This window comes from Pseudomonas spartinae, from assembly GCF_965197125.1.
GTDB lineage: Bacteria > Pseudomonadota > Gammaproteobacteria > Pseudomonadales > Pseudomonadaceae > Aquipseudomonas > Aquipseudomonas composti_A.
In genome coordinates this window covers 90,468-106,126 of the sequence record NZ_CBDAMB010000006.1, presented here as the reverse complement: position 1 = coordinate 106,126, position 15,659 = coordinate 90,468, and the positions used below count along the sequence as shown (strand labels likewise).

Sequence of the window (15,659 nt, the reverse complement as noted above, 5' to 3'; positions counted from 1 at the left end):
ATGACTGCCGTAAAACAAGCACTCGGAATTACCGATGTGGTGCTGCGTGACGCTCATCAGTCGATCCTGGCGACGCGTGTCCGTCTGGAGGATATGCTGCCGATCGCGCCCAAGCTCGATCAGGTCGGTTTCTGGTCAGTGGAGTCGTGGGGCGGCGCGACCTTCGACGCCTGCATTCGTTACCTTGGCGAAGACCCCTGGGAGCGTATCCGCGAACTGAAGAAAGCCATGCCCAATACCCGTCAGCAGATGCTGCTGCGCGGGCAGAATCTGCTGGGCTATCGCCACTACGCCGATGATGTGGTGGAGAAGTTCGTCGAGCGCGCCGCCGTCAACGGTGTCGACGTGTTCCGTGTGTTCGATGCGATGAACGACCCGCGCAACCTGCAAACTGCGCTCAAGGCGGTCAAGCAGCAGGGCAAGCACGCCCAGGGCACCATTTCCTACACCACCAGCCCGGTGCATACCCTGCAGATGTGGGTCGACCTGGCCAAGCAGATCGAGGACATGGGCGCCGACTCGGTGGCGATCAAGGACATGGCCGGGATTCTCACCCCGTACACCGCTTTCGAGCTGGTTTCGCGCCTCAAGGCCAGTCTGTCGATTCCGATTCACATGCAGTGCCACGCCACGGCTGGGCTGTCGTCGGTGGCCATTCTCAAGGCTGTGGAGGCGGGCATCGACAATGTCGACACCGCGATCTCCTCGCTGTCGATGACCTATGGTCATTCGCCGACCGAGTCGGTGGTGGCCATGTTCCAGGGCACCGAGCGCGACACTGGGCTGAACCTGGAGCTGCTGGAAGAGATTGCCGCGTACTTCCGCGAGGTGCGCAAGAAGTACGCGAAATTCGAGGGCAATCTCAAGGGTGTAGACTCGCGCATCCTGGTCGCCCAGGTGCCGGGTGGCATGCTCACCAATATGGAAAGCCAGCTCAAGGAGCAGGGCGCCCAGGACAAGTTCGACCAGGTGCTGGCTGAAATCCCGCGTGTGCGCGAAGACCTCGGTTTCATTCCGCTGGTCACGCCCACCTCGCAGATCGTCGGCACCCAGGCGGTGATCAACGTGCTCACCGGTGAGCGCTACAAGTCGATCACCAAGGAGACCGCTGGGGTGCTCAAGGGCGAATACGGCGCCGCGCCGGCGCCTTTCAACGCCGAATTGCAGGCCCGTGTGCTCGATGGCGCCGCGGCCATTACCTGCCGCCCGGCTGATCTGCTCGACGCCGAGATGGACAAGCTCACCGCCGAGCTCAAGGGCATTGCTCAGGAAAAAGGCATCAAGCTGGCAGCCGAGGCAATCGACGATGTGCTGACCTACGCGCTGTTTCCGCAGATCGGCCTCAAGTTCCTCGAGAACCGTGGCAATCCGGCTGCCTTCGAGCCGGCGCCGACTGGCAAGGAAGCGCTCGCCCGCGAGGCCGGCAAGCCCGAGGTCTACACCGTCGAGGTCAATGGCAAGTCGTTCGTCGTGCAGGTCAATGAAGGCGGGGATATCGAAGGTATCAAGCCGCTTGGTGGTGCGGTCAGCTCCGCTCCGGCCGCGGCGGTGCAGGCGAGCGGTGCGGGCGAGCCGCAGGCGGCTCCGCTGGCCGGCAATATCTTCAAGGTGCTGGTGCAGCCGGGCCAGGCCGTCGAAGAGGGCGAGTTGGTCATCATCCTCGAAGCGATGAAGATGGAAACCGAGATTCGCGCCTTCAAGGCTGGCACCGTCGGTGCCGTCAAGGTCAAGGTGGGTGATGTGGTGGCGGTGGGCGACAGCCTGCTGACCATCGGCTGAGGGGCGCATAATGGAAAAGCTGCTCAAGCTCTGGCAGAGCACCGGCCTGTATCACCTGGAACCCGGCCAGGCATTCATGATCGCGGTGTGCATGCTGCTGATCTACCTGGCGATCAAGAAAGGCTTCGAGCCCCTGCTGTTGATCCCCATCGGTTTCGGCGGCCTGCTGTCGAACATCCCGGTGGCCAACATGGCCGAGGGCGCGGGGTTCCTTCACCTGATCTATGAAGTGGGTCTGCCGACCAGTATCTTCCCGCTGCTGATCTTCCTTGGTGTCGGCGCCATGACCGACTTCGGTCCGATGCTGGCCAACCCCAAGACCCTGCTGCTGGGGGCTGCCGCGCAGTTCGGTATCTTCGGCACCTTGCTGGGGGCTCTGGCGATCACCGCGCTGGGCATTCCCGGCATGGAGTTCACCCTCAAAGAGGCGGCGTCCATCGCCATCATCGGCGGGGCAGATGGGCCGACTTCGATCTTCGTCACCTCCAAGCTGGCGCCTGATCTGCTTGGTCCGATCGCGGTCGCGGCCTATGCCTACATGGCGCTGGTGCCGTTGCTGCAACCACCGATCATGCGTGCGCTGACCACCAAGGAGGAGCGCGCCATCGTCATGCAGCAACTGCGTCCGGTGGGGCAGACCGAGAAGATCATCTTCCCCATCGTGCTGTGCATTCTGATCGGCATGCTGCTGCCCGATGCCGCGCCGCTGATTGGCATGTTCGCCCTCGGCAATCTGCTGCGCGAGGCGGGTGTGGTCGAGCGTCTGGCTGATACGTCGCGCAATGCGCTGATCAATATCGTCACCATCTTCCTCGGGCTGACCGTGGGCTCGAAGCTGTCGGCAGAAGCCTTCCTGCAGCTCAAGACCCTGGGCATTCTCATGTTGGGCATGGTGGCGTTCTGCGCGGGTACGGCGGCGGGCGTACTGATGGCCAAGCTGATGAATCTGTTCAGCAGCAACAAGGTCAATCCGCTGATCGGCTCGGCGGGGGTGTCGGCGGTGCCGATGGCGGCGCGGGTGTCGAACAAGGTCGGCCTGGAGGCCAATCCGCAGAACTTCCTGTTGATGCATGCCATGGGACCGAACGTAGCTGGGGTGATCGGCTCGGCGGTGGCGGCGGGGGTGCTGCTCAGCTTCGTTGGCTGAACAGGGCGCGGAGTTCGCTCCGCGCTGAATGCCTGTCAGCACCACTGGCATAAATGGCAGGCAATAAAAAACCGGCGCAAGGCCGGTTTTTTGGGTTCAGCGCGCCTCAGGCTTCTTCGGCGGCCATCTCCACGTCGTGGGCAATCAGGGCAACCAGAGCATTCTGCTGGCGGCGCGACAGCTGACGGAAACGTTGCAGCAGTTCGCGCTCGTGCAGGCTCAGCTCGGGGCTGTCGAGGCGCAGGCTGAGATCCTCATCCAGAGCGCCTTCCTGCAGCATGCTCTGCTCCAGACGGGCGATGATTTCAGAGTTCATGCTGCGGTGATGGTTGCGTGCTACATCAGCAATACGCTCACGCATGCCATCGGGCAAGCGAACGACGAATTTGTCAGCCGTGCGGCTGGAATAAATAGCCTGTTTCATAGGGCGCATACATTACCGGTTAGTTCAGGGAGCGATACTGGTAGTCAGTGTCGAGATTGTCACCGGTTTGACCGTCTTTCGCACTAGCCGTTCAACCGGTATCGCGTTCTGCGTCATTATGACCATGAGGTCATCTGAACAGTTCCTTGACGCCAAATACGTGTCACATTGTGCTTCAGGTACAGGCTTTATGCCAGCACCGGCTGTCAGAAATGCGCACTATTCAGCATTTAGTCCTCCCGTTCGACGCCTTGGCGTGCAAAAGATTCAAGCGATGGTCACCTAAACGTAACGACTGCTTCACAGCTCTGACACAGGATCTGCCTACCTTGGTCTACACCAGAAGGCAGCCGAAGCGCCCTCTGTTCATCAATGATAGTAGAGGGCCAGCACATGAGCGCAGCGATTCGAGTCGACCGTCTGAATAAAAGCTTCGGCCGCAAGCAGGCGCTTTTCGATCTGGCCCTGTCGGTGCAGCCGGGCGAGATGGTAGCGCTGATCGGGGCATCTGGCTCGGGAAAATCCACGCTGTTGCGGCATCTGGCCGGCCTGGCTCGCGGTGATGCCGGCAGCATCGAGGTGCTTGGGCGCCAGGTGCAAGCCGACGGGCGGCTTGATGGTGGTGTGCGTCGTCAGCGCGCCGAGATCGGCTACATCTTCCAGCAGTTCAATCTGGTCGGTCGTCTCAGTGTGCTGCAGAACGTGCTGCTCGGTGGCCTTGGCCGCATGCCGCGCTGGCGCGGCAGCCTTGGTCTGTTCAACCCCGAAGAGAAGCAGCGTGCGTTGCAGGCGCTGGAGCGGGTGGGGCTGGCAGAGTTCGCTGGGCAGCGTGCCTCGACCCTTTCCGGTGGTCAGCAGCAGCGCGTGGCCATTGCCCGTGCACTGTGCCAGCAGGCCGAGGTGATTCTCGCCGATGAGCCCATCGCTTCGCTCGATCCGGAGTCGGCGCGCAAAGTGATGGAGATTCTCGCCGATATCAACCGCCGCGACGGCAAGACGGTGGTGGTGACCCTGCATCAAGTCGATTACGCGGTGCGCTATTGCCAGCGTGCCGTGGCACTCAAGGGTGGGCGCATCCATTTCGATGGCCCCACCGAAGGCTTCAATCCCACGTTCCTCAACGACCTCTACGGTGGCGATCTCGATATCAGCCTGTTGCTGCCGCAAGGGCAGCGCCCCCGCGCCATGGAGCGTCCGCTGACACTGGCCAAGGCCTGAGCTCAGTTCTCTCATTCGAAATACCAACGCCAATCAGCAACAGGAGTGTGCTCCATGTTCAAACGTATCGGCCAGGTGCTGGCTGCCTCCGCGCTCGTCACCGGTTCCCTGCTGGGCTCGGCCCAGGCTGCCGAGGAACTCAATTTCGGCATCATTTCCACCGAGTCCTCGCAGAACCTCAAGACCATGTGGGATCCCTTCCTGGCCGACATGAGCAAGCAGACCGGTTTGAAGATCAACGCTTTCTTCGCCCCGGACTACGCCGGGATCATCCAGGGCATGCGCTTCGACAAGGTCGACGTGGCCTGGTACGGCAACAAGTCGGCCATGGAAGCGGTGGACCGTGCCGGTGGCGAGATCTTCGCCCAGACCGTCGCGGCCAATGGCGCCCAGGGTTACTACAGCCTGCTGGTCGCCCACAAGGACAGCCCGCTCAACTCGGTCGAGGACATGCTCAAGAATGCCTCGAATCTGACCTTCGCCAACGGTGATCCCAACTCCACCTCTGGTTACCTGGTACCGGGCTATTACGTGTTCGCCAAGAACAACGTCGATGCCGGCAAGATCTTCAAGCGCTCGCTCAATGGCAGCCATGAGGTCAATGCCCTGTCGGTGGCCAACAAGCAGGTCGATGTCGGCACCTTCAACAGCGAAGGGATGGAGCGCCTGGAAGTGACCGCGCCGGACAAGGCCGCCCAGCTCAAGGTCATCTGGCAGTCGCCGCTGATCCCGTCCGACCCCATCGTCTGGCGCAAGAACCTGCCCCAGGAAACCCGCGACAAGCTGCGTAATTTCTTCATGACCTACGGCGCCAAGCCGGAGGAGAAGAAGGTGCTCGCCGGCCTGCAATGGGGTCAGTTCAAGGCGTCGGACAACGACCAGCTGCTGCCGATCCGTCAGCTCGAACTGTTCAAGAAGCGCACCGACGTAGCCAACAACACCGGGCTCAAGGACGCCGACAAGCAGGCTCAGCTCAAGGAGCTTGATGCCGAACTGGCCAAGCTGCAGCAGCGCATGGCCGAGCTCGAGCAGCAAAACGGCGCCAGCGCCGGCTGAGCCTCGCAGCCGCCCCGCCAGAGCGGGGCGGCTCTCGAAAGGCTCGCCGCTAAAGCGCCTCCCACAGTATCGAGAATGACCCATGACCACACTGACCACCGCCACCCCGGTCACCGACGGCAAGCGTAGCTGGCCGCAACTGATTGGCTGGGGCCTGTTCCTTGCCGTGCTCGCCTGGTCCTGGCAGGGCGCGGAGATGAACCCGCTGGCGCTGGTGCGCGATGCCGGCAACATGGCCACCTTCGCCGCCGATTTCTTCCCGCCGGACTTCAGCAACTGGCAGCACTACCTCAAGGAGATGGTGGTCACCGTACAGATCGCCCTCTGGGGCACCGTACTGGCCATCGTCTGCGCCATTCCGCTGGGCATCCTCTGCTCCGAGAACATCGTGCCCTGGTGGGTCTACCAGCCGGTGCGCCGGGTGATGGATGCCTGCCGTTCGATCAACGAGATGGTCTTCGCCATGCTCTTCGTCGTCGCGGTCGGCCTTGGCCCGTTCGCTGGCGTGCTGGCGCTGTTCATCAGCACCACCGGGGTGCTGGCCAAGCTCTTCGCCGAGGCGGTCGAGGCCATCGACCCGGGCCCGGTGGAAGGCGTGCGCGCTACTGGCGCCAGTGCGCTGCAGGAGGTGATCTTCGGCGTCATCCCGCAGGTCCTGCCGCTGTGGATTTCCTACTCGCTGTACCGCTTCGAGTCCAACGTGCGCTCGGCCACGGTGGTCGGCATGGTCGGCGCCGGCGGCGTCGGCGTGATCCTCTGGGAGGCCATTCGCGGCTTCCAGTTCGGCCAGACCTGCGCGCTGCTGATCGTGATCATTCTGGTGGTGAGTGCCATCGACATCCTGTCCCAGCGCCTGCGCAAGCTCTTTATCTGAAGGAGAGGAAGGGCGCCTGTGTGCGCCCTTTGCAAACGATGAACTTGTCTAGACAAAGCGAGCCGCTGTACCGCGAACTGGCTGCCGTGCTGCGCGAAGACGTGCAGCGCATGAACCCGGGCGACTACCTGCCGGGCGAGATGCAACTGGCTGCGCGCTTCTCCGTCAATCGCCACACCCTGCGCCGCGCGGTCGACGAGCTGGTGCTTGAAGGCCGCCTGCTGCGCCGTCAGGGCAAGGGTACTCAGGTGCTGGCCAAGCCGCTGGTGTATCCGGTGGAGGCGGGCAGTGCCTTCAGTCAGTCGCTGTCGGCGCTTGGCCACCGCGTCGAAGCGCAGTTGATCGAGCGCTTGCGGCGCAGTGGCAGCAGCGAGGAATGCCGCCACCTGCAACTGCCCGATGGCAGCGAGCTGCTCGAACTGGCCACCCTGCGCCTGCTCGATGGTCAGCCGCTGAGCCTGATCCGCCACCGTTTCTGCGCCAGCCTGGCGCCGCTGCTGGCGGACTATCAGGGTGGTTCGTTGCGTCAGTACCTGGCCGAACGCGACCTGCCGCTGGTACGCACCTTTAGCCTGATCGGTGCGCGCCTGCCCAGCCGCGAGGAGGCCGCGCACCTGCTGATGCCACGGCATGCGCCGCTGCTCAGCGTGCTCACCCTGTCCCGTGATCCCGCCGGTCGTGCCGTGGAGCTGGCGCAGTCCAGCAGCCGCGCCGATCGCTTCCAGTACCAGGTTGCCACCTGATGGAGCCCCGCATGAACGACTTTGAACCGAACATCGCCGCGCGTCAGCGCTGGATGGGCGTGCTGGCCCGCGCCGGCGGTGCCCTCGACGCCCATGAAGCGGCACTCAAGGACAGCGCCTACCAACTGATCCGCGCGCCCGAAGTGGGCATGACCCTGGTGCGCGGGCGCATGGGCGGCACCGGCAGCGCCTTCAACCTGGGCGAGATGACCGTGACCCGCTGCGTGGTACGCCTGGCCGACGGCCGCACCGGCTACAGCTACCTGGCCGGCCGCGACAAACGCCGCGCCGAGCTGGCGGCCCTGGCCGACGCCCACCTGCAAGGCGGCGACCAGGCGCGCTGGCTGGAAGATCTGATCGAACCCCTGGCCCGCCAGCAGCGCGAACAGCGCCTGGCCCGGGCCGCCCGCACCGCCACCACCCAGGTGGAGTTCTTCACCCTGGTCAGAGGAGAGGATTGATGAACACGCCGCACAGCTCGCACTGGCTGCAACCGGCTTTCGATGACCCGGTGCTCGATGCCCAGGTCAGTTTTCGCGCCGCGCTCAATGCCCTGGCCGAACCGGGACTGCCGCGCGCCATGGAACGTGCCCATCCACTTGGCGACCTGGCACCGGCCACCTATGGCCTGTGCCTGGCCTTTCTCGACAGTGACACGCCGCTGTGGCTGGCGCCGCGTTTCGATACGCCGCTGATTCGCGCCAACCTGGCCTTTCACTGCGGCTGCCCGATCGTCGAAGACCGCGAGATTGCCCTGTTCGCCCTGCTCGACGAGAGCGAGCTGGTCGATCTGTCCGACTTCGACAACGGCAGCGAACGCTACCCCGACCAGTCCTGCACCCTGCTGATCCAGCTCGATGACCTGCATGCGGGCTCCGCCCAGCGCTGGCGCGGCCCGGGCATCAAGGATGTGCGCAGCGTCAGCCTGCAGCTGCCGGCGTGCTTCTGGCCGCAGCGCCAGGCCCGTACCGCATTCCCGCGTGGGCTGGACTGCTTCTTCGCTGCCGGCGTCGAGGTCATCGGCCTGCCGCGTAGCACCCATGTGCTGATCGAAACCGAGGAGGCCGCCTGATGTATGTCGCCGTCAAAGGTGGCGAGCGTGCCATCGACAATGCTCATCAGCTCCTGGCCAGTCGCCGTCGTGGCGACAGCAGCGTCACCGAGCTGCAGGTGGAGCAGATTCGCCAGCAATTGCCATTGGCTGTAGCCCGCGTCATGAGCGAGGGCTCGCTGTACGACGAGGAGCTGGCTGCGCTGGCCATCAAACAGGCCGCTGGTGACCTGATGGAAGCCATCTTCCTCTTGCGTGCCTATCGCACCACCTTGCCGCGCTTCGGCGCCAGCGAGCCGCTCAACACCACGCAGATGCAACTGCAGCGGCGTATCTCCGCCACCTTCAAGGACCTGCCGGGCGGCCAGCTGCTCGGCCCGACCTTCGACTACACCCATCGCCTGCTGGACTTCGCGCTGCTGGCCGAGGGCGAGTATGCGGCGCCGCAACCCACTGTCGACGAAGAGCCAAAAGCCTGCCCGCGGGTGCTGGATTTCCTCGCCGAGGAGGGGCTGATGGCACGCGAACAGGACGATGCCGCGCCGGTACCGGACATCACCCGCGAGCCGCTGGCGTTCCCCTCCAGTCGTGCCGAACGCCTGCAGGCGTTGGCCCGTGGTGACGAAGGCTTCCTCCTGGCGCTGGGTTATTCCACCCAGCGCGGCTACGGGCGCAACCACCCCTTCGCCGGGGAGATCCGCATCGGTGACATCGAGGTGTGGATGACGCCAGGCGAGCTGGGCTTTGCCGTGCCGCTGGGCGACATCGAAGTGACCGAGTGCGAGATGGTCAACCAGTTCGTTGGTGAGAGCGCCGAGCAGGCGCAGTTCACCCGTGGTTATGGCCTGGCCTTCGGCTACGCCGAGCGCAAGGCCATGGGCATGGCGCTGGTCGACCGTGCCCTGCGCGCCGGCGAGTACGGCGAGGAGGTGCAGGGCCCGGCGCAGGAGGAGGAATTCGTGCTGATGCACTGCGACAACGTCGAGGCCGCCGGCTTCGTCTCGCACCTCAAGCTTCCACACTACGTCGACTTCCAGGCCGAACTGGAACTGATCCGCAAGCTGCGTCGCCAGGCGCCGGCAGAGGAGAACCGCTGATGAATCTTTGCACTGCAAGCGGCGCCCGCGAGGCGTCCGCCTACAACTTCGCCTACCTCGACGAACAGACCAAGCGCATGATCCGCCGCGGTCTGCTCAAGGCCGTGGCGATCCCCGGCTACCAGGTGCCGTTCGGCGGCCGTGAGATGCCGCTGCCCTATGGCTGGGGCACTGGTGGCATGCAGCTGACGGCCGCCATCCTCGGTCGTGACGATGTGCTCAAGGTCATCGACCAGGGCGCCGACGACACCACCAATGCGGTGTCGATCCGCCGCTTCTTCGCCCGCACCGCCGGCGTCGCCACTACCGAGCGCACGCGGGAAGCCAGTGTGATCCAGACCCGTCACCGCATCCCGGAAACCCCGCTTTCGGCCGGGCAGATCATGGTCTACCAGGTGCCGATTCCCGAGCCGCTGCGCTTCATCGAACCGTCCGAGAGCGAGACGCGCACCATGCACGCGCTGGAAGACTACGGCGTGATGCACGTGAAGCTGTACGAGGACATCGCCACCTTCGGCCACATCGCCACCGCCTACGCCTACCCGGTGACGGTGGATGAGCGCTACGTGATGGATCCGTCGCCGATCCCCAAGTTCGACAACCCCAAGCTGGACATGAGCCCGGCGCTGATGCTGTTCGGTGCCGGCCGTGAAAAGCGCCTGTACGCGGTGCCGCCCTACACCCGCGTGGTCAGCCTGGACTTCGAGGATCATCCCTTCGCCGTGCAGCAGTGGGACGAGTGCTGCGCGTTCTGTGGCAGCAGCGAGTCGTTCCTCGACGAGTTGATCGTCGACGACGCCGGCAGCAAGCGCTACGTCTGCTCCGACACCGACTACTGCCGCCAGCGCACCGAGGAGAGCCTGCAATGAGCGCCGCCGAACGTCTGCAACCTGCCCTGGAAACGGCCGAGCCGCTGTTCTCGGCGCGTGACCTGACTCGCCTGTACGGCCCGGAGAAGGGCTGCCAGGGCGTGAGCTTCGATCTCTATCCCGGCGAAGTGCTGGGCATCGTCGGCGAGTCCGGCTCGGGCAAGTCCACCTTGCTCAGCCTGCTCTCCGGGCGCTGCCTGCCGGATCGCGGCGCGGTGCGCTATCGCGGTCGCACGGGGCAGTGGCTCGACCTCTACAGCGCCAGCGAGGCCGAGCGGCGCACGCTGTTGCGCACCGAGTGGGGCTTCGTCGAGCAGAACCCGCGAGACGGCCTGCGCATGGCGGTGTCGGCCGGCGCCAACATCGGCGAACGGCTGATGGCTCAGGGCGTGCGCCACTACGGCGAGCTGCGCGCCGCCGGGCTCGACTGGCTGAGCCAGGTGGAGATCGACCCGGCACGCATCGACGACCTGCCGCGCACTTTCTCCGGCGGCATGCAGCAGCGCCTGCAGATCGCCCGCAACCTGGTCTCCGCGCCGCGCCTGGTGTTCATGGACGAGCCGACCGGCGGGCTGGACGTGTCGGTGCAGGCACGTCTGCTCGACCTGCTGCGCGGCCTGGTGCGCGAGCTGGACCTGGCGGTGGTGATCGTCACCCACGACCTGGCGGTGGCGCGGCTGCTGGCCGACCGGCTGATGGTGATGCGCCGCTCCAAGGTGGTGGAGGCGGGGCTGACCGACCAGATCCTCGACGACCCGCAGCACCCGTATTCGCAGCTGTTGGTGTCCTCCGTCCTGCAACCCTGAAAGTAATCCCCGTAGGAGCGGCTTCAGCCGCGAATCGCCTTTCGCGGCTGAAGCGGAATGCCGCCCAGCCGCTCCTACGGAGGGAGAGGTTCAAATGAACAACCTGATCGAGGTCACCGGCCTCAGCAAGACCTTCACCCTGCATCAGCAGAACGGCGTCGTCCTGCAGGTGCTGCGTGATCTGAACTTCAGCGTGCGCGGCGGCGAGTGCCTGGTGCTGCACGGCCAGTCCGGTGCCGGCAAGTCGACGCTGCTGCGTACCCTGTACGGCAACTATCTGGCCGCTGGCGGCAGCATCCGCATCCGTCATCGGGGCACGCCTGTAGAGCTGGTCGGCGCCGAGCCGCGCCGAGTGCTGGAGGTGCGCCGGCAGAGCCTGGGTTATGTCAGCCAGTTTTTGCGGGTGATTCCGCGTGTCTCGACCCTCGACGTGGTGATGGAGCCGGCGCTCTCACGTGGCTGGGCGCGTCGCGATGCCGAGGCGCGGGCCAAGGCGTTGCTGGCCCGGCTGAACATTCCCGAGGCGCTCTGGCAGTTGGCGCCGGGGACCTTCTCCGGTGGCGAGCAGCAGCGCGTCAACATTGCCCGCGGCTTCATGGTCGAGTGGCCGGTGTTGCTGCTCGACGAACCCACCGCGTCGCTGGACGAGACCAACAGCCAGGTGGTGCTGGCGCTGATCGAAGAGGCCAAGGCCGCGGGCAGCGCGCTGATCGGCATCTTCCACGACCGCAGCGCCCGTGAGGCGGTGGCCGACCGTTACCTCGACATGAGCGCCGCTGCGGCGCAACCGGAGTACGTCTATGTCGTCTGAACAGATTCTCAGCAATGCCCGCATCGTCACCGCCGAGCGTGAATTCCTCGGCACCCTGTTGCTGCGTGACGGCCTGATCGCCGCGGTGGACGAGGGTACCAGCCGCCTGCCGCAGGCCCAGGATCTGGGCGGCGACTACCTGCTGCCGGGGCTGGTGGAGCTGCACACCGATAACCTGGAAAAACACATGAGCCCGCGCCCCGGGGTGGACTGGCCGTCGGTGTCGGCGGTGCTCACCCACGATGCGCAGATCGTCGCCGCCGGTATCACCACGGTGTTCGATGCGTTGGCCATCGGCGACATCAACCCGCGTGGCAAGCGCATGCAGCAACTGCCAGCGATGATCGAGGCCATCGCCGCCAGCGAAGCGGCCGGGCAGACCCGCGCCGAGCACCGCCTGCACCTGCGCTGCGAGCTGTGTCACCCCGATGCTCTGGCTGTCTACCGTGACCTGGTGGAACACCCGCTGGTGGCGCTGGTGTCGGTGATGGATCACTCGCCCGGCCAGCGCCAGTTCGCCAAGGTTGAGAAGTACCGCGAGTACTACATGGGCAAGTACCACCTGAGTCCGGCGGAGATGGAGGATTTTATCCAGGAGCAGATCGCCAACTCGTGTCAGTACAGCGACCGTCAGCGCCGCGCCATCGTCGAGGACTGCCACAGCCGGGGCATTTCGCTGGCCAGCCATGACGACGCGACCCTGGCCCACGTGCAGGAGTCGGCCGGCTTCGGCATGGCCATCGCCGAGTTCCCGACTACCCTGGAGGCGGCCGAGGCCAGCCACGAACTGGGATTGAAGGTGCTGATGGGGGCACCGAACGTGGTGCGTGGCGGCTCGCACTCGGGCAATATCGCCGCGGCGGAACTGGCGCGCCACGGTGTGCTGGATATCCTTTCCAGTGACTACTACCCGGCCAGCCTGCTGCACGCAGCCTGGCTGCTCGCCGGGCAGGACAACGACTATGATTTGCCTGCGGCCATCGCCACCGTGAGTCGCGCGCCGGCCAGGGCGGCCGGCATGGATGATCGCGGCGAGATCCGCGTCGGCCTGCGCGCCGACCTGGTTCAGGCCAGGGCGCATGGCGAGCAGCCGGTGATCCAGCAGGTATGGCGGCAAGCACGAAGGGTGTTCTGATGCAGGGCAGGTTGATCTATCTGATGGGACCTTCGGGCTCGGGCAAGGACAGCCTGTTGCAAGCCGCACGTGCGCCGCTTGAGGCGCACGGCTGCCGGTTCGCCCGGCGAGTGATCACGCGCAGTGCCGAATCGGTAGGTGAGGATGCACTGGGGGTGACCCCGGCCGAATTCGAGCGCCTGGAGGGCGAGTGTGCCTTCGCGCTGAGCTGGCGCGCCAATGGTCTGGCCTATGGCATCCCGCGCGAGATCGATGACTGGCTGAGCACCGGGCAGGATGTGCTGATCAACGGTTCGCGCGGTCATCTGGAGGCGGCGCGGCAACGCTACCCGGATCTGCTGGCGATTCTTCTGCAGGTCGACGAAGCGGTGCTGCGTCAGCGCCTGCTGGCCCGCGGTCGCGAGACGCCGGAGCAAATCGAGCAGCGCTTGGCCCGCAGCCGCAGCTTTACTGGTGTGGCAGGTGCTTCAGCGGCGACTGTCGCGCAGGAGCACATCTGCGTTCTAGACAACTCAGGCCCGCTGCCGCACACCGTCACTCGCCTGCTGCAACTGCTCGACGAGGCGCGTCAATGCGCCTGACCTTGCTTGGTACCGGCGATGCCCGCCAGGTGCCGGTGTACAACTGCAGCTGTCCGGCCTGCGATGCGGCGCGGGTGTATCCCGCGCGGCGCCGTGGTCCCTGCTGTGCGCTCATCGAGTGCGGTACGCAGCGCTGGCTGATCGACAGTGGCCTCACCGATCTTACCGAGCGCTTCGCCCCGCATAGCTTGAGCGGCATCCTGCAGACCCACTACCACGCCGACCACGCCCAGGGGCTTTTGCATTTGCGCTGGGGCCAGGGCCTGGTGATTCCGGTGCATGGCCCGGATGACCCCGAAGGTCTGGCCGACCTGTACAAGCACCCCGGCATTCTCGATTTCAGCCTGCCTTTCGCTGCCTTCGAGCGTCGCCAGTTGGGTGAGCTGGATGTCACCGCACTGCCGCTGACGCATTCCAAGCCGACCTTCGGCTATCTGTTTGAAGGACCAGGAGACGAAGGGGAGGGTAGGCGCATCGCCTACCTCACCGACACGGTCGGCGTGCCGCAAGCGAGTTGCGCCGAACTGCAGCGTGCACCGCTGGATCTGCTGGTGCTCGACTGCTCCACCGCGCCGCAAGCACTGGCGCCGCGCAACCACAACGACCTGACCCGTGCACTGGAAGTCATCGAGCACCTGCAGCCGACCCAGGCGGTGCTGACCCATATCGGCCACAGCTTCGATGCCTGGCTGCTGGACCATCCCGACGCCTTGCCGCCGGGCGTGATGCTGGCAAGCGACGGCCTGGTGCTGTGAGCCCGCGTCGCTATCTGTAACCAAAGATTTCAGATTTGCCGGGCTTGCCGTTACAGTGCCAGGCCTTCCGACGTGTTTGCCGCCAGCGAAGAGAACGCATGAACGCCCGCCGCATTACCCTGTTGCTGTGTACGGCCGAGACCCTGGGCATGGCGGGCTTTGCCCTGTTCGCCGCGCTGCTGCCGCAGTTCCAGGCGCTTTGGGGGTTGAGCAACACCGAGGCTGGTTGGATCGGCGGCGGCTTCTTTCTCGGCTATATGCTGGCCGTGCCGGTGCTCACTGGCCTGACCGACCGCCACGATGCTCGGCTGATTTACCTGTGGGCGATGCTGCTGACGGCGGTAGCCAGCGCCGGTTTCGTCTTCGCCGATGGTTTCTGGTCGGCGCTGCTCTGGCGTGTGCTCGCTGGTATCGGTCTGGCGGGCACCTACATGCCGGGGCTCAAGGCGCTGTCGGAGCGTATCGACGGTGCCTCGCAGTCGCGTGCCATCGCCTTCTACACCGCCAGCTTTGGATTGGGTACGGCGCTGTCGTTCACCCTGTCCGGCGAACTGGCCAAGCTCGGCGGCTGGCAGCTGCCGGCACTGCTCAGCGGCGCCTGCGCGCTGTTGGCCTGGGCGTTGGTGTACTGGGCAATGGCACCGAAAGCGGTGGTCGCTCATGCGCCGCGCAATCTGCTGGATCTGGCACCGCTGAAGAACCGTGCGGTACTGGCTTACTGTCTGGCCTACGCGATGCACAACCTGGAGCTGTTCGCCCTGCGTGCCTGGCTGGTGGCCTTCGTGGTGTTCTCCGGGCATTTGCAGGGCGTCGATCCCTGGCTCTCAGGCACCTGGGTGGCGATGTTGGCCACGCTGATCGGCATGCCGTCGAGCATTCTCGGTAATGAGCTGGCGCTGCGTTTCGGGCGTCAGCGCTGGCTGATTGGGGTGATGCTCAGCTCCGCGCTGCTGGCCGCCGTGGTCGGCCAGGGCGCAGCGTTGCCGTTCTGGGCGATGCTGGTGCTGATTCTGATCTACGCGGTGACGGTGACCGCCGACTCGGCTTCGCTGACCGCCGGGCTGGTCAGTGTGGCCCCGGCCAGCCACCGTGGCGCGGCGATGGCGCTGTATTCCTGCACTGGCTTTACCGGCGCCTTCCTCGGCCCGTTGCTGTTCGGCATGACGCTCGATGTTCTGGGCGATGAGCTGCTGTTTGGCTGGTGGGCGGCGTTCGCCCTGATGGGCCTGCTGCTGACGCTGGGGCCGCTGGCGCTGTGGTGGGCGGGCAGAGCGCGCGAGGACTGCTCGCGCCCCTGAATGTGCGGGATTGCC

17 protein-coding genes are annotated in these 15,659 nt (G+C 65.2%); 16 read left to right on the top strand and 1 reads right to left on the bottom strand.

Annotation, left to right across the window (positions count from 1 at the left end; genetic code table 11):
* Positions 1 to 1,779: a sodium-extruding oxaloacetate decarboxylase subunit alpha gene (gene oadA / locus ACN8M7_RS14800; protein ID WP_061240043.1), complete on the top strand. Its 1,779-nt coding sequence runs from the start codon at positions 1 to 3 to the stop codon at positions 1,777 to 1,779.
* A gap of 10 nt (positions 1,780 to 1,789) precedes the next feature.
* The gene (locus ACN8M7_RS14795) at positions 1,790 to 2,926 is read left to right on the top strand and encodes a sodium ion-translocating decarboxylase subunit beta (RefSeq protein WP_490261242.1); all 1,137 of its coding nucleotides are present in this window, start codon (positions 1,790 to 1,792) and stop codon (positions 2,924 to 2,926) included.
* A gap of 106 nt (positions 2,927 to 3,032) precedes the next feature.
* Here ACN8M7_RS14795 and ACN8M7_RS14790 read toward each other — a convergent pair whose 3' ends face one another.
* Positions 3,033 to 3,359, bottom strand: a complete 327-nt coding sequence (locus ACN8M7_RS14790; RefSeq protein WP_061240039.1) for an Arc family DNA-binding protein — start codon at positions 3,357 to 3,359, stop codon at positions 3,033 to 3,035.
* Positions 3,360 to 3,743: 384 nt separating this feature from the next.
* Here ACN8M7_RS14790 and phnC point away from each other — a divergent pair, with 384 nt between their 5' ends.
* The 14 genes from phnC (at position 3,744) to ACN8M7_RS14720 (ending at position 15,644) form a co-directional block, all read left to right on the top strand.
* Positions 3,744 to 4,568, top strand: coding sequence for a phosphonate ABC transporter ATP-binding protein (phnC, locus tag ACN8M7_RS14785; protein WP_061240037.1), 825 nt, complete (start codon positions 3,744 to 3,746; stop codon positions 4,566 to 4,568).
* Positions 4,569 to 4,622: 54 nt separating this feature from the next.
* Positions 4,623 to 5,624, top strand: coding sequence for a phosphonate ABC transporter substrate-binding protein (gene phnD, locus ACN8M7_RS14780; RefSeq protein ID WP_490261241.1), 1,002 nt, complete (start codon positions 4,623 to 4,625; stop codon positions 5,622 to 5,624).
* Positions 5,625 to 5,706: 82 nt separating this feature from the next.
* Entirely contained in the window at positions 5,707 to 6,498 is a 792-nt protein-coding gene (gene phnE / locus ACN8M7_RS14775) for a phosphonate ABC transporter, permease protein PhnE (protein ID WP_061240034.1), read from the top strand.
* Positions 6,499 to 6,518: 20 nt separating this feature from the next.
* Positions 6,519 to 7,241, top strand: coding sequence for a phosphonate metabolism transcriptional regulator PhnF (gene phnF, locus ACN8M7_RS14770; RefSeq protein WP_082768074.1), 723 nt, complete (start codon positions 6,519 to 6,521; stop codon positions 7,239 to 7,241).
* 11 nt (positions 7,242 to 7,252) lie between these two features.
* The gene (gene phnG, locus ACN8M7_RS14765; RefSeq protein ID WP_490261240.1) at positions 7,253 to 7,702 is read left to right on the top strand and encodes a phosphonate C-P lyase system protein PhnG; all 450 of its coding nucleotides are present in this window, start codon (positions 7,253 to 7,255) and stop codon (positions 7,700 to 7,702) included.
* Positions 7,702 to 8,313, top strand: a complete 612-nt coding sequence (gene phnH, locus ACN8M7_RS14760; RefSeq protein ID WP_490261239.1) for a phosphonate C-P lyase system protein PhnH — start codon at positions 7,702 to 7,704, stop codon at positions 8,311 to 8,313. Before phnG ends, phnH begins: the two co-directional genes overlap by 1 nt.
* Positions 8,313 to 9,389 carry a carbon-phosphorus lyase complex subunit gene (locus ACN8M7_RS14755; protein ID WP_490261238.1) on the top strand — a complete coding sequence of 359 codons (1,077 nt, stop codon included), beginning with the start codon at positions 8,313 to 8,315 and terminating at the stop codon, positions 9,387 to 9,389. The genes phnH and ACN8M7_RS14755 overlap by 1 nt, the downstream gene beginning before the upstream one ends.
* Positions 9,389 to 10,258, top strand: coding sequence for an alpha-D-ribose 1-methylphosphonate 5-phosphate C-P-lyase PhnJ (locus ACN8M7_RS14750; protein WP_490261237.1), 870 nt, complete (start codon positions 9,389 to 9,391; stop codon positions 10,256 to 10,258). Before ACN8M7_RS14755 ends, ACN8M7_RS14750 begins: the two co-directional genes overlap by 1 nt.
* Positions 10,255 to 11,064: a phosphonate C-P lyase system protein PhnK gene (phnK, locus tag ACN8M7_RS14745; RefSeq protein WP_490261236.1), complete on the top strand. Its 810-nt coding sequence runs from the start codon at positions 10,255 to 10,257 to the stop codon at positions 11,062 to 11,064. The genes ACN8M7_RS14750 and phnK overlap by 4 nt, the downstream gene beginning before the upstream one ends.
* Positions 11,065 to 11,158: 94 nt before the next feature.
* Positions 11,159 to 11,875, top strand: a complete 717-nt coding sequence (gene phnL, locus ACN8M7_RS14740; protein WP_490261235.1) for a phosphonate C-P lyase system protein PhnL — start codon at positions 11,159 to 11,161, stop codon at positions 11,873 to 11,875.
* Complete coding sequence (locus tag ACN8M7_RS14735) at positions 11,865 to 13,010, top strand: alpha-D-ribose 1-methylphosphonate 5-triphosphate diphosphatase (protein WP_490261234.1); 1,146 nt, start codon at positions 11,865 to 11,867, stop codon at positions 13,008 to 13,010. Before phnL ends, ACN8M7_RS14735 begins: the two co-directional genes overlap by 11 nt.
* On the top strand, positions 13,010 to 13,591 hold the full coding sequence (gene phnN, locus ACN8M7_RS14730) for a phosphonate metabolism protein/1,5-bisphosphokinase (PRPP-forming) PhnN (protein WP_490261233.1): 582 nt from the start codon (positions 13,010 to 13,012) through the stop codon (positions 13,589 to 13,591). The genes ACN8M7_RS14735 and phnN overlap by 1 nt, the downstream gene beginning before the upstream one ends.
* On the top strand, positions 13,582 to 14,346 hold the full coding sequence (gene phnP, locus ACN8M7_RS14725; protein ID WP_490261232.1) for a phosphonate metabolism protein PhnP: 765 nt from the start codon (positions 13,582 to 13,584) through the stop codon (positions 14,344 to 14,346). Before phnN ends, phnP begins: the two co-directional genes overlap by 10 nt.
* A gap of 98 nt (positions 14,347 to 14,444) precedes the next feature.
* Entirely contained in the window at positions 14,445 to 15,644 is a 1,200-nt protein-coding gene (locus ACN8M7_RS14720; RefSeq protein ID WP_490261231.1) for an MFS transporter, read from the top strand.
* Positions 15,645 to 15,659 lie beyond the last annotated feature (15 nt).